Here is a 14,904-nt window from a genome sequence, read left to right on the forward strand (position 1 = left end):
GGCGTATCAGCCGGCGCCGATCTGCGTCTGCAGCCCTTGGTCGCGCGTGAAGCGAAAGCGCGTCACGATCTCCCAGACGTCATCCTTGCCGGTGCTGCGCATGTTCTCAGGGAAGCGGCCGAACGGCGCCGAGCGGCGCACGATGGCCACTGCCGCCCGATCCAGCGCCGGGTTGCCGGAACTGGTCTTGACCACCACCCCGCCGTCGCGCTCGTAGATGGTGCCGTCCTGGAACACCGGGATGATCACCAGCAACTCGCCGTACAGCTTCTGGCCGTCCTTGCTCGGGAAATTGAGCGTGCCGACCTTTTCGATCTTGTCCTGCAGCGCCTTGTAATACTGGGCGTATCCGACCTCACGCGTGCTCGGCGTGATCTGGGTCTTCTTGGGGCGCTTGTTGTATTCCTCGATGTTCTTGGCGACCTCGGCCTCCATGCGCGCCATCGCCTTGGCGGTCTCGATCATGTCGCGCGCATTGAGCTGCGGCGCCTCCTTGGGCTTTTGCTGCTCGGCGCTGGCCACATTCTGCTGCGAGGCCTTGGCCTGCGCCAGCATCTTGCGCTGCTGCTCTTCCAGCTCGGCCACGCGACGCTGCGCAGCCTTGACGCTGTCGCCGGTTTCCTGGCGCTTCATGTCCGGCAGCGGCGACTTGGCGCGCCCCTGGTCGACGTTGCCGCCACCGTCCAGATTGGCCTGTGCCAGCGCCTCGGCGTTGACCGGTTTCTTGTCGTGCTTGGCGTTGACCAGGATCACTTCCAGCTCCGGGTCGGACGGCTTCAACTTGAAGGCGTCGGGCGCGGCGAAATGCACGGCCAGCAACACGCCGTGCACCAGCAGCGAGATGCCCAGCGCGAAGCTCAGCAGACGATGTTGGGAAAACAGATTCACAGCGCGTACCGATGTCCGACGGTGGTCAAAGCAGCAATTCTACGCCAGGCCAACATCATTGGGCCGCATCGGCGGGCCGGCTTTCGCCGTCCTCGCCCGCATCCGCAGTTGGGGATTCGCCCTCGTCACCGGCCGGCTCCGCCTGCTCGTCGCCGGATGTGCCGGCCATGCCTTCGAGCAATTCTTCCTCTTCGTCGCCCAGATCCATGTCCAGCGCCTGGGCAGCCGCAGCCGGCACTTCCAGCAAGCGCGCCTCGACGGAGAGGTCGACCTCGTCCCAGCGCAGCAGGTCGAGCCTGACCTGCAGGCCGCGCGCCAGCGACGGCAGGCCCGGCATGCGCAGCACCAGCGGGATCTCGACTAAGCGCAGGATCTCGTCCTTCAGCACCACGGCGTCGACTTGGCGCGCCTCCTTCTGCGCCAGCCAGCGCAGGCACCAGTAGCGCTCCATGGTGGACTGGAAGTCGGCGTAGCCCGAGTACGCGGCATCGAAGCCGGAGACGATGGCAAACAAGTCGGCATCGCGCGGCTTGAAGGGGGCCACCAGCGGCGCAGTCACGCCATGCTCGATGCAGGCCAGTATCTGCCATTGGTTGACCAGGTCGGTGTAACGACGCAGCGGCGAGGTGCTCCACGCGTACTGGTCCACGCCCAGGCCCTGGTGCGGCGCCGCGTGGGTCACCATGCGCACCTGCATCTTGGCGGCCCAGCCGCCGGCACCGCCGCCCTGCGCGCGGTAGATGCCCGGCACGCCATGGTCGGCCATCAGCTTGCCCCAGGTGCTGTTGGCGAAGATCATCAGCTCGGCCACGATCTTGTCCAGCGGCGCGCCGCGCTTGCGGCGCACGATGCTGACCACGTCGTCCTCGACGTAGAAGTTGAAGTCGACGCGATTATTCTGTTCCGGACGCAGGCCGAAGCTCTCGCGCTTGGCCATGCGGCCTTGTTCCAGCAGTTGCACCCATTGCCACAGCAGCGCGATCTCGTCCTTGTGCGGATAGTCGCCGGTGTTGGCAGCCAGCGCCTCTTCGGTGACCAGCGCGTCAAGGTCGTTGTGACGCAGGTTGGCGGTGATCGGCACCAGCTCGGCACGGGTCTCGGTGCCCAGCACTTCCCAGCTGGCCGGATCCAGCGTGGCGTACAGCGACAGCGCCGGACGCGCGGCGCCGGCGTCCAGCGTATAGGCCGCGACCAGTTCGTCGGGCAGCATGGTGATTTTTTCGCCGGGCATGTAGACGGTGGACATGCGCGCGCGGGCGATGGCGTCGATCGCATCGTCGCGCTTGATGGCCAGGCCGGGCGCGGCGATGTGGATGCCCACGCGCAGCTTGCCGTCGGCCATGCGCGTGACCGACAGCGCGTCGTCGATCTCGGTGGTGGTGACGTCGTCGATCGAGAAGGCCTGCACCTCGGCGGTCGGCAGGTTGGTCGTCGGCGCCGGAATGGTGATGGCCGGGAAGCCGGTGCCGCGCGGGAAATACTCGTACAGGAACTTGGCGTAGTGCAGTTCTTTGGGCGAGGCCACGCCGCCGGCGGCCAGCATCAGGCGTTGCGGGGTGGTCTGCAATTCCTTGGCGGCGGCGTCCAGCGCCTTGAACTCGATGCCGTTCTTGTCGGGCTTGAACAGCAACTGCAGCGCGATGGGCTTGAAGGCCTCGGGCAGCTGGTGGGCCTTGAGCTCGTCGACGTAGGCAGCCTGGGCCGCCAGTTGCAACTTCTTCTTTTCCAGGCCGGCCAGCGCGGCTTGCAGCGATGCGTGCGGCGCCGCCTTGTAGCGGCCGCGGCCCTTCTTGTAGAAATAAATCGGCGCGCTGTGCAGGCGCTGCAGCATGCCGGCCGCTTCCGGCGGTGTGGGCGCGTGGCCGAAATATTCGGCGGCCAGCTCGGCAAAGCCGAACTCTTCTTCACCGGCCACTTCCCATAGGAAATCGAGGTCGACGTCGTCGGCGATCGCCTGCGCCTGCTGCAGCAGGTCTTGCGGCGAGGGCTGGGCGAACTGCAGCAGCGCGTCCTTGGATTTGACCTTGGCGCGCTTGCCGGAGGCCATCTCGACCTGGTAGGACTCGCCCTGCTGGGTCATGATGGAGCCGGCCTTGAAGTCGCCGGATTCTTCGAACAATAAATTCATCGTCTGCTTCTGTTTCCAAATTTCTTAAATCTCTTGCCGGGGTTTTGCCTCGGGGCGCATCAGCGCCGCCAGGGCCGGCAGGAATACGTCGGTGACCATCAGCACGCCGCCGCGGCGCTTGAACAGCGAACGGCGGGCGAACAGGGTCGAAGGCATGGCCTCGGCCGGCAAAGCCCGCGCGATGCGGCGCATCAGCGGATGGTCGGCTTGCAGGCGCGCATAGTGGATCGGGCTGCGCTCCACCAGCGGGTCAAAAAACAGGTTGGCGCCCAGCGGCGTCGTTCCCAGCTTGCTGAAAAAGGGCCAGTCCGATTTCACCGACGAGGTCGACAGCACGGTGTGGCCGAACACCACCGGCCGGCCGTCGCAATGCAGTATCACATCGCGCTCCACCACCCGGCTGCGCGCCGGCACACCCAGCGCAGCATACTCGTCGGTCAAGATGGGGCCTGGACGCTGGCGCAGCAGGCGCACCGAAAAATGGTCGGTGCGCGCCTTCAGCTTCAAGGTCATCGACCCGGCATCGGCCAGCCAGGCGCGGGTGCGACGCGCCAAGTCGCCGTCGCCGGCCAGCAGCGACGCCAGCGCCTGCGGATGCGCCATCCAGTTGGCGCGGCCCGGGTAATGCGGCATCAGGACACCGCCTTGCCAGCGGCGTCGGCAACATTGACGCCGCAAAAGGCCAACACATCACCCAGGTAATCGGCGAACTCGGCGATACCGTGGTCGCTGCCTTGGATCACGGTCTGGCGCGCGCCCGGGTAATGCGCCACCATCTCGCGCCAGTCCAGCACCTCGTCACCGGTGGCGGCGATCAGGAAGTAACGTTCGGGCTGCGTGATGCGCTCCGTCATCAGCGCGCGCAGCTCATCGACATACTCGCGCTTGAATTCAAAGGGTTCGTCGGAATGGTATTGCGTGGTTACGCCGACGTAGGACTCCAGCTCGCGCGGCGGCTTGACCGCCGGGTTCAGCAATACCGCGCGGCAACCGGTCCGCTCGGCCAGCCAGGTGGCATAGAAGCCGCCCAGCGAGGATCCGACCACCGTCAGGCGCGCCGGATCGGCGCCGGCAATCAGCGACCCGACCAGCGCGATGGCGCCGGCCGGCGAAGCCGGCAACTGCGGACAAACGTACTGATCCTGCAAGCCCAGCTCGGCCATGCGCTGCCCCATCAGGCGCGCCTTGAACGATTGCGGCGAAGAACGAAAACCGTGCAGATACAGGATCATGCCAGGGCGTCCAGCAGCTTCTGGTGCACGCCGCCGAAGCCGCCGTTGCTCATCACCAGCACCTGGTCGCCGGGACGCGCAACGGCCTTGACCGCCTGCACCAATGCGTCCAGGTCGTCATGGGCCGAGGCCTTGGCCCCCAGCGGCGCCAGCGCCTCGCCCAGGTTCCAGCCCAGCGCGTCCTTGCCGGCCTTGGCGCCGTAGCCGAACACCAGGTCGGCATCGGCCAGGCTGGCCGACAGCGCTTCCTTCATGGTGCCCAGCTTCATGGTGTTGGAGCGCGGCTCCAGCACCGCCAGGATGCGTGCGCCGCCGACCTTCTTGCGCAGGCCGGCCACGGTGGTGGCAATCGCGGTCGGATGGTGGGCGAAGTCGTCGTACACGGCCACGCCGTTGGCGGTGCCGCGCAGCTCCATGCGGCGCTTGACGCTCTGGAACAGGCCCAGCGCCTCGATCGCCTGCGTCGGCGGCACGCCGACGTGGCGCGCCGCGGCAATGGCCGCCAGTGCGTTCATGCGATTGTGTTCGCCGGTCAACTCCCACTGCACGGTGCCTTGCGGTTGGCCGTCGAAGAGCACGTCGAAACGACCGTCGTCGTGGTTCACCAGCGACCAGCCGGCGCCCTCGGCCACGCCGAAGTCCTCGCGCTCGCTCCAGCAGCCGCGCGCGATCACACGTTGCAGCGCCGGCTCGCGGCCGTTCACCAGCAGCCGGCCGATGCCCGGTACGGTGCGCACCAGGTGATGGAATTGCGTTTCGATGGCGCCCAGATCGGGGAAGATGTCGGCGTGATCGTATTCCAGGTTGTTCAGGATCGCGGTGCGCGAACGGTAGTGCACGAACTTGCTGCGCTTGTCGAAGAAGGCGGTGTCGTACTCGTCGGCCTCGATCACGAAGAAGGGCGACGGGCCGCCATGGCCATCGCTGCCCAGCCGCGCCGAGATGCCGAAGTTCATCGGCACGCCGCCGATCAGGAAACCCGGCTTGTAGCCGGCATGCTCCAGCACCCAGGCCAGCATGGCCGAGGTGGTGGTCTTGCCGTGCGTGCCGGCCACCGACAGCACCCATTTGTCCTGCAGGAGTTGGCGGCCGATCCATTCCGGGCCGGAAACATAGGGCAAGCCGCGGTTGAGAATTTCTTCCATCAGCGGGTTGCCGCGCGAAACCACGTTGCCGATCACAAACAGGTCCGGCTTCAGGTCGACCTGGGAGGGATCGAAGCCCTGCATCAGTTCGATGCCCTGGGCTTCCAGCTGGGTGCTCATCGGCGGGTAGACGTTGGCGTCGCAACCGGTCACCTTGTGGCCGGCCTCCTTGGCCAGGACGGCCAGGCCGCCCATGAAGGTGCCGCAAATGCCGAGAATATGAATGTGCATAACAAATCGACTGAGGTAATCGTGCGATTCTACCTGAGCCGACCGCATCCGCCGATGCCGGCCGGGGCAAAAAGCGGCGCCCGGCACGAGCAGGTATGATGTCGCCCATGCCAGATTTCTACACATCGGAAACCGAACAGCTGCGCGCCGAGATCGCCGCCGCTGCCGCGCACATGATCGCCGAGGATGGCGCCGACTACGGCAGCGCCAAGCGCAAGGCTGCCAGGCAGATCCTGGGCAACCAGAAGGTACGCGGCGAAATCATGCCCGATAACGAGCAGATCGAAGAGGAAGTGCGCATCTATAACGAGCTCTTCTTCGCCGACACGCAGCCGGCGCGCCTGGCTCACCTGCGCCGGGTGGCGCTGAAACTGATGCAGGATTTGCAATCTTATAATCCGTATATCACCGGGGCAGTGCTCAACGGCACCGCCGGCGAGCATTCTGATATCCATCTGCAATTGTTTACGCCCAGCGCCAAGGACGTGGAAATCTTCCTGCTCAACAAGAACGTGAATTTTGAGGTCGGGGAGACGCCGCACTTTCGCACCGGCCAACCGGTGGAAACCCTGAGTTTCCTGCTGCCGCAAAAGGGAGCCGACCCGGAACTTGCCCATCTGGCCCTGTATGAAGACGACGACCTGCGCGGCAGTCTGCGCACGGCGCCCGGCAAACGCCCGGACCGTGCCGACGCGGCAGCGCTGGCGCGCCTGATCGAAGAGACATCGAAGGAAGAAGATCAATGAAGAAGCTGCGCAATACCATCGTCCTCGCCGTGGTTGCGGTCATTTGCGTGGGCATCGGCATGTATGCAAGCCACCGCAACACGCCCGCCGACTCGCCCGAGACCCAGGCCTTGAACCGCCTGCTGTCGCAATCGATGCCGGACGCCTCCGGGCAGCAGCAGTCGCTGGCCCAATGGAAGGGCAAGCCGCTGGTGGTCAATTTCTGGGCCACCTGGTGCGGCCCCTGCGTGGAGGAAATGCCCGAGCTGACCGCGTTGCAGCAGGAAATCGCCCCCGTGCAAATTCTGGGAATTGGCGTCGATAGTCAGGAAAATATCGCCCAATTTGCGCAAAAGTACCAAATCCGCTATCCTCTCTTCGTTGCCGGAACCGGCGCCACCGATTTGCTCAGGCAATTCGGCAATCAGGCAGGCGGTCTCCCCTTCACCGCGCTCGTGGGCAAGGACGGCAAAGTCAAGAAGATCTATCTCGGCCGCTTGAAGTTCGACGAGCTGCGCCAAGACCTCTCCCGACTGTAAATCTGCTTAAAGAAAAACGTGAAAGAAAGTTTTTCTTGCCAAATGACGCCATTTGACGGCAAAATGCGCGCATCGTCGTCAAACGGAGCTCAATCTCCATGGCAAAACAGCTTCTCCTGCTCAATGGCCCGAACCTGAATCTGCTCGGGACCCGGGAGCCGGAAGTCTACGGATCGACCACACTGGCCGACGTTGAAAAACGCGCCCAGGAACAGGCCTGCGCCGCCGGCGCCCACCTGCAGTCTTTCCAAAGCAATCACGAAGGCGCGCTGATCGACCGCATCCACCAGGCCCGGCAAGAGGGCGTGGATGCCATCGTCATCAATCCGGGCGGACTGACCCACACCAGCGTGGCGCTGCGCGATGCGCTGGCCGGCGTGGCGATCCCCTTCGTCGAAGTGCATATTTCCAATATTCATCAACGCGAGGAATTTCGGCATTTTTCATACCTGTCCGGCATCGCCCGGGCAGTCATGTGCGGCTTCGGAGTCGACGGCTATCGGCTGGCGATCGACTTCTGGCTGCGTCAGTCCTGAGGCCGGATCCGCATCGGATCACGCATCGCATCAGGCAAGCGCAATACCTTAGATAGCAGCACCCCAATACTGTCGGCGCAATGGCCGCCGGCGATTCTTTAACTACTCATCTACATTCCGAGGGATTCAAATGGATTTACGAAAACTCAAGACGCTGATCGACCTGGTTGCTGAATCGGCCATCGAAGAGCTGGAAGTCACCGAAGGCGAAAGCAAAGTCAGGATCGTCAAATCCTCCCCGAACGCGCAAAACCAGGTCGTGATGGTGCCGCAGCAGCAGGCCTACGCGCCGGTCGCCGCTCCGGTCGCAGCAGCAGCTCCGGCTGCCGCTCCCGCAGCCGCCGCCCCGGCCGCCGCCGTGCCGGAAGGCCACATCGTGAAGTCGCCGATGGTCGGCACCTTCTACCGCTCCTCGGCGCCGGGCGCTCCGGCCTTCGTGGAAGTGGGCAAGGAAGTCAAGGAAGGCGATACCCTGTGCATCATCGAAGCGATGAAGCTGTTGAACGAAATCGACGCCGACAAGGGCGGCGTGGTCAAGCAGATCCTGGTGGAAAACGGCCAGCCGGTCGAATTCGGCCAGCCGCTGTTCGTGCTGGGCTGATCGCGAAAGAAGCTTTCCCGGCCTTGGCCGGATGACGCCGCCTGCGGGCGGCAATCGAAGTGGAAATGCTGTACTGTCGATGCGGGCCGCGCCCGCTGCGCCGCCGGTGTACCTGCCGGCCGTGCGCGGCGCGGCCCGGCATCCGGAACCTATAACGCTTGATCTTAGCGACGCCTCATTCCTGTTATGTTTGAAAAAATCCTGATCGCCAACCGTGGCGAAATTGCCCTGCGTATCCAGCGCGCCTGCCGCGAATTGGGCATCAAGACCGTGGTCGTGCACTCCGAGGCCGACCGCGAAGCCAAATACGTGAAGCTGGCCGACGAGTCGGTCTGCATCGGCCCCGCACCGTCGGCGCAGTCCTACCTGAACATGCCGGCCATCATCAGCGCCGCCGAGGTGACCGACGCCCAGGCGATCCACCCGGGCTACGGCTTCCTGTCGGAGAACGCCGACTTTGCCGAGCGCGTGGAAAAGTCCGGCTTCGTCTTCATCGGCCCGCGTCCTGAAAACATCCGCATGATGGGCGACAAGGTGTCGGCCAAGCAGGCGATGATCCGCGCCGGCGTGCCCTGCGTGCCGGGTTCGGACGGCGCCCTGCCGGACAATCCGAAGGAAATCGTCCAGATCGCCCGCAAGATCGGCTATCCGGTCATCATCAAGGCGGCCGGCGGCGGCGGCGGACGCGGCATGCGCGTGGTGCACACCGAAGCTGCGCTGATCAACGCCGTGACCATGACCAAGACGGAAGCGGGCGCGGCCTTCGGCAACCCGGAAGTCTATATGGAGAAGTTCCTGGAGAATCCGCGTCACGTGGAAATCCAGATCCTGGCCGACGAGCACAAGCAAGCCATCTGGCTGGGCGAGCGCGACTGCTCCATGCAGCGCCGCCACCAGAAGGTGATCGAAGAAGCGCCTGCGCCGGGCATCCCGCGCAAGATCGTCGAGAAGATCGGCGAACGCTGCGCCGAAGCCTGCCGCAAGATGAACTACCGCGGCGCCGGCACCTTCGAGTTCCTGTACGAAAATGAAGAGTTCTACTTCATCGAGATGAACACCCGCGTGCAGGTGGAACACCCGGTGACCGAGATGATCACCGGCGTGGACATCGTGCAGGAGCAGATCCGCATCGCCGCCGGCGAAAAGCTGCGTTACCGCCAGCGCGACATCGAGCTCAAGGGCCACGCCATCGAGTGCCGCATCAACGCCGAAGACCCGTTCAAGTTCATCCCGTCGCCCGGCCGCATCACCGCCTGGCACGTGCCCGGCGGCCCCGGCATTCGCGTCGACTCGCACGCGTACTCGGGCTATTTCGTGCCGCCCAACTACGACTCGATGGTCGGCAAGGTGATCTCCTACGGCGCCACCCGCGAGCAGGCGATTCGCCGCATGCAGATCGCGCTGTCGGAAATGGTGGTCGAGGGCATTTCGACCAACATCCCACTGCACCGTGAGCTGATGGTGGACGCCCGCTTCTACGAAGGCGGAACCAATATCCATTATCTGGAACATAAGTTGGCGGAACGTCCGGCGTCGTCGGACTTCGACAAATCCAAGAAGTAAGAGAAAGTAGCGACAGATGGGCTGGATAGAAATCGTCATCGAAGTAGCGCGAGACCAGGCGGAGGCATTGTCCGACGCCCTGATGGAGGCTGGCGCCCTGTCGGTGTCGGTGGAGGACGCGGACGAAGGCACCGATGCCGAACGTCCGCTGTTCGGCGAACCCGGCATGGAGCCGGAACAGGCGGCCTGGGACCGCAGCCGCGTGGTGGCGCTGGCCGGGAAGGATTCCGACCACGCCGCCATCGTCACCGATGCGGCCAAGGCGATCGGGCTGGACTACGCCCTGCCCTTCTCCACCCGCGAGGTGGAAGAGCAGGACTGGGTACGCCTGACGCAATCGCAGTTCGAGCCCATCCACATCGGTCGCCGCATCTGGGTCGTGCCGAGCTGGCACGACGCCCCCGCCGACGCCGACGCGCTGGTGCTGGAGCTCGATCCTGGCCTGGCCTTCGGCACCGGCAGCCACCCCACCACCCGCCTGTGCATGGAATGGCTGGAAACCAATGCCGCCGATCCGGCCAAGGTGCAGACCTTGCTGGATTACGGCTGCGGCTCCGGCATCCTGGCGCTGGTGGCGGCCAAGGTCGGCGTGCCCCAGGTGATCGGCGTGGACATCGACCCGCAGGCGCTGGAAGCGGCCGCCTACAACACCACCCGCAACCAGTGCGAAGCCACGTACTACCTGCCCGAAGCGTTCGCCCAGGCGCACCCGGAAGGCGAGCGTTTCGACGTGGTGGCTGCCAACATCCTGGCCGGCCCGCTGCAACTGATGGCGCCGATGCTGGCCGGACGCGTACGCGCCGGCGGCTCGTTGGTGCTGTCGGGCGTGCTGGATCGCCAGGCCGACGAGGTGATCGCCGCCTACGCCCCGTACATCCCGCTGACGGTGTGGGCCTCGCATGACGGCTGGGTGGCCCTGGCAGGCCGTCTGCCGGAGTAAGCCGCATGGCGCTGGCGACTCAATGTCCGCATTGCTTCACCATCTTCCGGGTCGCCGGCGACCAACTCAAACTGCGCGGCGGCCTGGTCCGCTGCGGTAGCTGCCGGCAAGTCTTCAACGGCCAGGAATTCCTGGTCGAGGCCAGCATCAGCGACGGCCACTACCAGCCCGCACCGGGCAGCAAGGCGCGCTTCGGCGTGACGCCGGGCACGACGGCATCGACGCCGGCCCTGGTTCCCCCCGCTCCCCTCGCTGCACAAACCTCCGCCCTGAACAAGGCGACGCCTTCCGACGCCATTCCCGAGGTCAACACGACCATCGCCACGGCGCCGGCCGAAGCGGCGACGGCGCCATCAGTGACGCCCGTCACGCCCGCTGCATCCATTCCCGTCATCCCCGAACCCAAGGTATTCCGTTCGCCGGCCAGCCCGGGCTACGTGTCGCTGAAGGAAGCGGAACAGCCGCCCCCTTCGGCCGAAGCCCTGAGCCCGCAGGATGTGCCGGAAGTCGATGACGAAATCACCACCGCCGCCCTGTTGCGCCGCTCGTCAGCCGACGATGAGGAACACATCTCGGCCGACGCCGCCGACGAGCGCGAGCCCCGCCTGGACGACAGCGAGCCGTTCAGCGCCTACGGCCCCATGCATGGCGAGCCGGGCGCGGACAAGGATGCCGCTGCGACACACACCGAAGACGACGATGCCTCCCGCCGTATTGACGAGGATGAAGACCGGCGCGAGCGCGACGCCCAAGGCGAGGATGAAAACACGGATGAAAGCACCGACGACGACGCCCTGGACGAAGACGCGCCCGCCTTCGTCAAGAGCGCCGAACGCAAGGAGCGCATCGGCCACATGATGAGGATGGTGATGATGGTGGCTGCCGGCGTGATGGTGCCGGTGCTGCTGCTGCAATCCGTTTATTACTGGCGCAACCAGCTGGCCGTGGCCGCGCCGCCGCTGCGCCCCATGCTCAACGGCATGTGCGCCACTTTCCACTGCAGTGTCGGCCTGCCGGCCGAGATCGAGCGCCTGACGCTGGAGTCCAACGAGCTGCAGGTGGTACCGCCCAACCAGAACATCTACGCCCTCTCGCTGGTATTGCGCAACCGCAGCACGAGCGCCCAGGCCTGGCCGCACGTGGAGCTCACGCTCAACAATGACGACGAGAAGGCCGTGGTGCGCCGGGTGTTCCGCCCGCGCGAATATCTGCCCTCGCCGCAAGCATCGCAGATGATCGACGCCGGCATCGCCGGCGAGAGCGAACAGCAGCTCAAGCTGACCTTCGAGCTCAACGACGCGCTGGTCTCGGGCTACCGCATCTACCTGTTCTACCCCTGATCCGCGCCTGACAGGGCGCGCCCGGCGCGACGATGCACCACAACGATGGGCCGCTTTCTTCTACAATGCGGCTTTCATCGCCATTTTTCCAATTTCTCCCTACTCCCATGAGCTCACTGATCTGCGGTTCTCTCGCCTACGACAACATCATGCAATACGAGGGCCGCTTCGCCGAAGCCCTGCTGGCCGACCAGTTGCACAAGGTCAACGTGTCCTTCCTGGTGCCGACCATGCGCCGCGAGTTCGGCGGCTGCGCCGGCAACATCGCCTACAACCTGAAGCTGCTGGGCGGCGAGCCGATGATCATGGCGACCGTGGGCATGGATAGCGCGCCCTACATGGAGCGCTTCGCCGAGCTGGGCATTTCCACCAAGTGCGTGCGCCAGATCGAGTCCTCCTTCACCGCGCAATGCTTCATCACCACCGACGCCGACAGCAACCAGATCACCGCCTTCCACCCGGGCGCGATGACCTGGTCGCACGAGAACAAGGTGGCCGATGCCGGCGCCGTGAAGTTCGCCATCGTTGCGCCGGACGGTCGCGATGGCATGCTGCAGCACGCTGAACAGGCGGCCGAACTGAAGATCCCGCTGATCTTCGACCCGGGCCAGGGCATGCCGATGTTCGGCGGCGACGATCTCAAGCACTTCATCGACCTGGCGACCTACGTGGCCGTCAACGACTACGAAGCCGAGATGCTGACCGCCCGCTCCGGCCTGACGCCGGCGCAGATCGCCGAGCGCGTCTCGGCGCTGATCGTCACCCGCGGTGAACTGGGCGCCGAAATCTACACCGGCGGCAAGAAGATCGACATCCCCTGCGTGCAGGCCGACAAGATCGAAGACCCGACCGGCTGCGGCGACGCCTTCCGCGCCGGCATGCTGCATGGCCTGACCGAAGGCTACGACTGGGAAACCACCGGCCGCCTGGCCAGCCTGCTGGGCTCGATCAAGATTGCCTCGCAGGGTCCGCAGAACCACGCGCCGTCCAAGGCCGAGATCGAGGAACGCTTCCACAAGGCCTTCGGCTACCGTTTCGCTTAAGGCCCGCAGCCGGCGCCGTCCAATGACGGACGCCGGGCTGCCAGTGCAGGATCAACCATAAGGAGATATGCCATGCAGAACCCGTCGTCCGCCTCCGTCCTGCGCCGCCTGCATCGCGGCGTCGGCGCTTCGCTGCTGCTGGCTGCCGCAATGCTGGCGCTGCCGGCTGCCGCCGTGCTCAAACCCGGCGAGAAAGCCCCCGAGTTTTCCGCGCCATCGTCGCTGGGCGGCCAGGTTTCCACCTTCTCGCTTAACGCGGCGCTGAAGAAGGGGCCGGTGGTGCTGTACTTCTTCCCGGCGGCCTTCACCACCGGCTGCACCATCGAAGCCCACCTGTTCGCCGAAGCCACCGATCGCTACAAGGCGTTGGGCGCGACCGTGATCGGGATCTCCGCCGACAATATCGAGACCCTCAACAAGTTCTCGGTCAGCGAGTGCCGCAGCAAGTTCGCGGTGGCGGCAGACGGCGACCAGAAGATCATGAAGTCCTTCGACGCCGTGCTCGGCAAGAACGCCGAGCGCGCCAGCCGCACCTCTTACGTGATCGCGCCGGACCGCACGATCATCTATGAATACACCGACATGAATCCGGAGAAGCATGTGGAAAACACCATGCATGCGCTCGAGCAGTGGTCGGCGAAGAAGAAGCAGTAAGCGCAGCCAAGCGTCGGCGAGAAACCCGCCCCCCATGAAAAAAGCCGGACGTATGTCCGGCTTTTTCTTTGCGCCTGCCAGGCAGGCGCCAGTGACGCGACATCAAAGCGACATCACGCCACCGACAGCAGCAGCGTCGTCACCACGCGCACCGCGATCTGCAACAGGATCAGCGCCGCCAGCGGCGACAGGTCAACGCCGCCGACCAGCGGAATCACCTTGCGCAGGGGACGCAGCAGCGGCTCATTCAAGGCGCGCACGAACGGCGCCAGCGGCGCGTACGGATTGACCCAGCTGAAGATGGCTTCGATGATCAGCGTCGCCATGAAGCCGTAGAAGATCCACTGGAAGAAGCGCACCAGCGCCAGCAGCAGGATCGTCTTGAAATCGAAACCGGACTCGATGCCGACCGCCGCCACGATGGACAGCAGCACGATCAGGAAAGCGCCCAGGAGACTCGCCCAGTCGTAAGCACCTCCCGGCATGACGCGACGCAGCGGCTTCACCAGCCAGTCCGAGAGCTGATAGACGAACTGCCCGACCGATTGCGGCGGACGCACGCGCACGACCTGCATCCAGAAACGTAGCAGCATGACACCGGCCAGGATGCTGGCGACGGCGTCGACGATCAACATGACAATACTATGCAGCACAGGGATCTCCATCAGTGACAAGGCTGGCGGCCAAACCGACCGCGACGTGCAGCGCACATACTAGAGCGCATTGGCGCGCACGCCAAGCATCACGCCGCCGAAAGCGCGCTCGCGGACTCTATATTGTGCCATTGTGCCGCTTTGCCAGACCCACGGCGATGTAAATACCGGCGCGCGCATTTCACCGAACGCCGGGCGAAAAAAAACCGCTGCATGGCACGAGGCCACACAGCGGGATTTTGCCTGAAACATCCAGGCGACTGGCAAGCCAGTATTACGGACGACCAGCGCCGGTCGGGAACGGCCAAGCCGCTGCCGGGTTCAGCACAGTCTTCACGGCCGGAGCGGCAGCTGCCGGCTTGGCTGCTGCGGCCTTCTTCGGAGCGGCAGCCTTGGCAGCCGGCTTCTTGGCAGCTGCAGCCTTCGGAGCTGCAGCCTTCTTGGCGGCGGCCGGCTTAGCGGCAACTGCCTTCTTGGCGACTGCTGGCTTCTTGGCGGCGACCGGCTTCTTAGCGGCGACTGCCTTCTTGGCTGCAACCGGCTTCTTGGCGGCGACTGCCTTCTTGGCTGCAACCGGCTTCTTAGCGGCGACTGCCTTCTTGGCGACCGGCTTCTTAGCAGCGACTGCCTTCTTGGCTGCAACCGGCTTCTTGGCGGCGACTGCCTTCTTGGCTGCAACCGGCTTC

15 protein-coding genes and 1 pseudogene are annotated in these 14,904 nt (G+C 64.9%); 9 read left to right on the top strand and 7 right to left on the bottom strand.

Annotated elements, in window-relative coordinates; all coding sequences use genetic code 11:
• Nucleotides 1–6 precede the first annotated feature (6 nt).
• The 5 genes from J8I26_RS10085 to mpl are packed head-to-tail and all read right to left on the bottom strand — an operon-like array spanning nucleotide 7 to nucleotide 5,624.
• Complete coding sequence (locus J8I26_RS10085) at nucleotides 7–888, bottom strand: TonB C-terminal domain-containing protein (RefSeq protein ID WP_209606715.1); 882 nt, start codon at nucleotides 886–888, stop codon at nucleotides 7–9.
• 55 nt (nucleotides 889–943) lie between these two features.
• Nucleotides 944–3,016 (bottom strand): RNB domain-containing ribonuclease, encoded by a 2,073-nt coding sequence (locus tag J8I26_RS10090; RefSeq protein WP_209606717.1) that lies wholly within the window; start codon nucleotides 3,014–3,016, stop codon nucleotides 944–946.
• A 24-nt stretch (nucleotides 3,017–3,040) separates the two neighbouring features.
• Nucleotides 3,041–3,649: a chorismate lyase gene (locus J8I26_RS10095; protein WP_209606718.1), complete on the bottom strand. Its 609-nt coding sequence runs from the start codon at nucleotides 3,647–3,649 to the stop codon at nucleotides 3,041–3,043.
• Entirely contained in the window at nucleotides 3,649–4,248 is a 600-nt protein-coding gene (locus J8I26_RS10100) for a YqiA/YcfP family alpha/beta fold hydrolase (protein WP_209606720.1), read from the bottom strand. The genes J8I26_RS10095 and J8I26_RS10100 overlap by 1 nt, the downstream gene beginning before the upstream one ends.
• Nucleotides 4,245–5,624 carry a UDP-N-acetylmuramate:L-alanyl-gamma-D-glutamyl-meso-diaminopimelate ligase gene (gene mpl / locus J8I26_RS10105; protein ID WP_209606722.1) on the bottom strand — a complete coding sequence of 460 codons (1,380 nt, stop codon included), beginning with the start codon at nucleotides 5,622–5,624 and terminating at the stop codon, nucleotides 4,245–4,247. The genes J8I26_RS10100 and mpl overlap by 4 nt, the downstream gene beginning before the upstream one ends.
• Before the next feature lie 98 nt (nucleotides 5,625–5,722).
• Here mpl and J8I26_RS10110 point away from each other — a divergent pair, with 98 nt between their 5' ends.
• From J8I26_RS10110 to J8I26_RS10150, 9 genes are all read left to right on the top strand, one after another.
• Nucleotides 5,723–6,370: a hypothetical protein gene (locus J8I26_RS10110; RefSeq protein WP_209607000.1), complete on the top strand. Its 648-nt coding sequence runs from the start codon at nucleotides 5,723–5,725 to the stop codon at nucleotides 6,368–6,370.
• Entirely contained in the window at nucleotides 6,367–6,888 is a 522-nt protein-coding gene (locus tag J8I26_RS10115) for a TlpA disulfide reductase family protein (protein ID WP_209606724.1), read from the top strand. Before J8I26_RS10110 ends, J8I26_RS10115 begins: the two co-directional genes overlap by 4 nt.
• A 98-nt stretch (nucleotides 6,889–6,986) precedes the next feature.
• The gene (gene aroQ / locus J8I26_RS10120) at nucleotides 6,987–7,424 is read left to right on the top strand and encodes a type II 3-dehydroquinate dehydratase (protein ID WP_209606726.1); all 438 of its coding nucleotides are present in this window, start codon (nucleotides 6,987–6,989) and stop codon (nucleotides 7,422–7,424) included.
• Between the two features lie 130 nt (nucleotides 7,425–7,554).
• Nucleotides 7,555–8,025: an acetyl-CoA carboxylase biotin carboxyl carrier protein gene (accB, locus tag J8I26_RS10125; RefSeq protein WP_209606728.1), complete on the top strand. Its 471-nt coding sequence runs from the start codon at nucleotides 7,555–7,557 to the stop codon at nucleotides 8,023–8,025.
• Between the two features lie 186 nt (nucleotides 8,026–8,211).
• Nucleotides 8,212–9,588: an acetyl-CoA carboxylase biotin carboxylase subunit gene (accC, locus tag J8I26_RS10130; protein ID WP_209606730.1), complete on the top strand. Its 1,377-nt coding sequence runs from the start codon at nucleotides 8,212–8,214 to the stop codon at nucleotides 9,586–9,588.
• A gap of 16 nt (nucleotides 9,589–9,604) precedes the next feature.
• Complete coding sequence (gene prmA, locus J8I26_RS10135; protein ID WP_209606732.1) at nucleotides 9,605–10,528, top strand: 50S ribosomal protein L11 methyltransferase; 924 nt, start codon at nucleotides 9,605–9,607, stop codon at nucleotides 10,526–10,528.
• A 5-nt stretch (nucleotides 10,529–10,533) separates the two neighbouring features.
• Nucleotides 10,534–11,868 carry a DUF3426 domain-containing protein gene (locus J8I26_RS10140; RefSeq protein WP_209606734.1) on the top strand — a complete coding sequence of 445 codons (1,335 nt, stop codon included), beginning with the start codon at nucleotides 10,534–10,536 and terminating at the stop codon, nucleotides 11,866–11,868.
• Nucleotides 11,869–11,975: 107 nt separating this feature from the next.
• Complete coding sequence (locus J8I26_RS10145; protein WP_209606736.1) at nucleotides 11,976–12,911, top strand: carbohydrate kinase family protein; 936 nt, start codon at nucleotides 11,976–11,978, stop codon at nucleotides 12,909–12,911.
• A gap of 72 nt (nucleotides 12,912–12,983) precedes the next feature.
• The gene (locus J8I26_RS10150) at nucleotides 12,984–13,565 is read left to right on the top strand and encodes a peroxiredoxin (protein WP_209606738.1); all 582 of its coding nucleotides are present in this window, start codon (nucleotides 12,984–12,986) and stop codon (nucleotides 13,563–13,565) included.
• A 113-nt stretch (nucleotides 13,566–13,678) separates the two neighbouring features.
• Here J8I26_RS10150 and J8I26_RS10155 read toward each other — a convergent pair whose 3' ends face one another.
• Both J8I26_RS10155 and J8I26_RS10160 read right to left on the bottom strand, forming a co-directional pair.
• The gene (locus J8I26_RS10155; protein ID WP_209606740.1) at nucleotides 13,679–14,218 is read right to left on the bottom strand and encodes a YggT family protein; all 540 of its coding nucleotides are present in this window, start codon (nucleotides 14,216–14,218) and stop codon (nucleotides 13,679–13,681) included.
• 274 nt (nucleotides 14,219–14,492) lie between these two features.
• A pseudogene (locus tag J8I26_RS10160) lies at nucleotides 14,493–14,904 on the bottom strand (histone H1-like repetitive region-containing protein); the annotation flags it as partial.

It is taken from the genome of Herbaspirillum sp. LeCh32-8, assembly GCF_017814915.1.
Taxonomy (GTDB): Bacteria; Pseudomonadota; Gammaproteobacteria; order Burkholderiales; family Burkholderiaceae_D; genus Herbaspirillum.

Bases quoted from the DNA above. Each gene is read 5' to 3' on its own strand.
- J8I26_RS10145 (WP_209606736.1), top strand. From the start codon at position 11,976: ATGAGCTCACTGATCTGCGGTTCTCTCGCCTACGACAACATCATGCAA.
- aroQ (WP_209606726.1), top strand. From the start codon at position 6,987: ATGGCAAAACAGCTTCTCCTGCTCAATGGCCCGAACCTGAATCTGCTC.
- J8I26_RS10110 (WP_209607000.1), top strand. From the start codon at position 5,723: ATGTCGCCCATGCCAGATTTCTACACATCGGAAACCGAACAGCTGCGC.
- J8I26_RS10100 (WP_209606720.1), bottom strand. From the start codon at position 4,248: ATGATCCTGTATCTGCACGGTTTTCGTTCTTCGCCGCAATCGTTCAAG.
- J8I26_RS10150 (WP_209606738.1), top strand. From the start codon at position 12,984: ATGCAGAACCCGTCGTCCGCCTCCGTCCTGCGCCGCCTGCATCGCGGC.
- J8I26_RS10090 (WP_209606717.1), bottom strand. From the start codon at position 3,016: ATGAATTTATTGTTCGAAGAATCCGGCGACTTCAAGGCCGGCTCCATC.
- J8I26_RS10095 (WP_209606718.1), bottom strand. From the start codon at position 3,649: ATGCCGCATTACCCGGGCCGCGCCAACTGGATGGCGCATCCGCAGGCG.
- accC (WP_209606730.1), top strand. From the start codon at position 8,212: ATGTTTGAAAAAATCCTGATCGCCAACCGTGGCGAAATTGCCCTGCGT.
- J8I26_RS10140 (WP_209606734.1), top strand. From the start codon at position 10,534: ATGGCGCTGGCGACTCAATGTCCGCATTGCTTCACCATCTTCCGGGTC.
- accB (WP_209606728.1), top strand. From the start codon at position 7,555: ATGGATTTACGAAAACTCAAGACGCTGATCGACCTGGTTGCTGAATCG.
- J8I26_RS10115 (WP_209606724.1), top strand. From the start codon at position 6,367: ATGAAGAAGCTGCGCAATACCATCGTCCTCGCCGTGGTTGCGGTCATT.
- mpl (WP_209606722.1), bottom strand. From the start codon at position 5,624: ATGCACATTCATATTCTCGGCATTTGCGGCACCTTCATGGGCGGCCTG.
- prmA (WP_209606732.1), top strand. From the start codon at position 9,605: ATGGGCTGGATAGAAATCGTCATCGAAGTAGCGCGAGACCAGGCGGAG.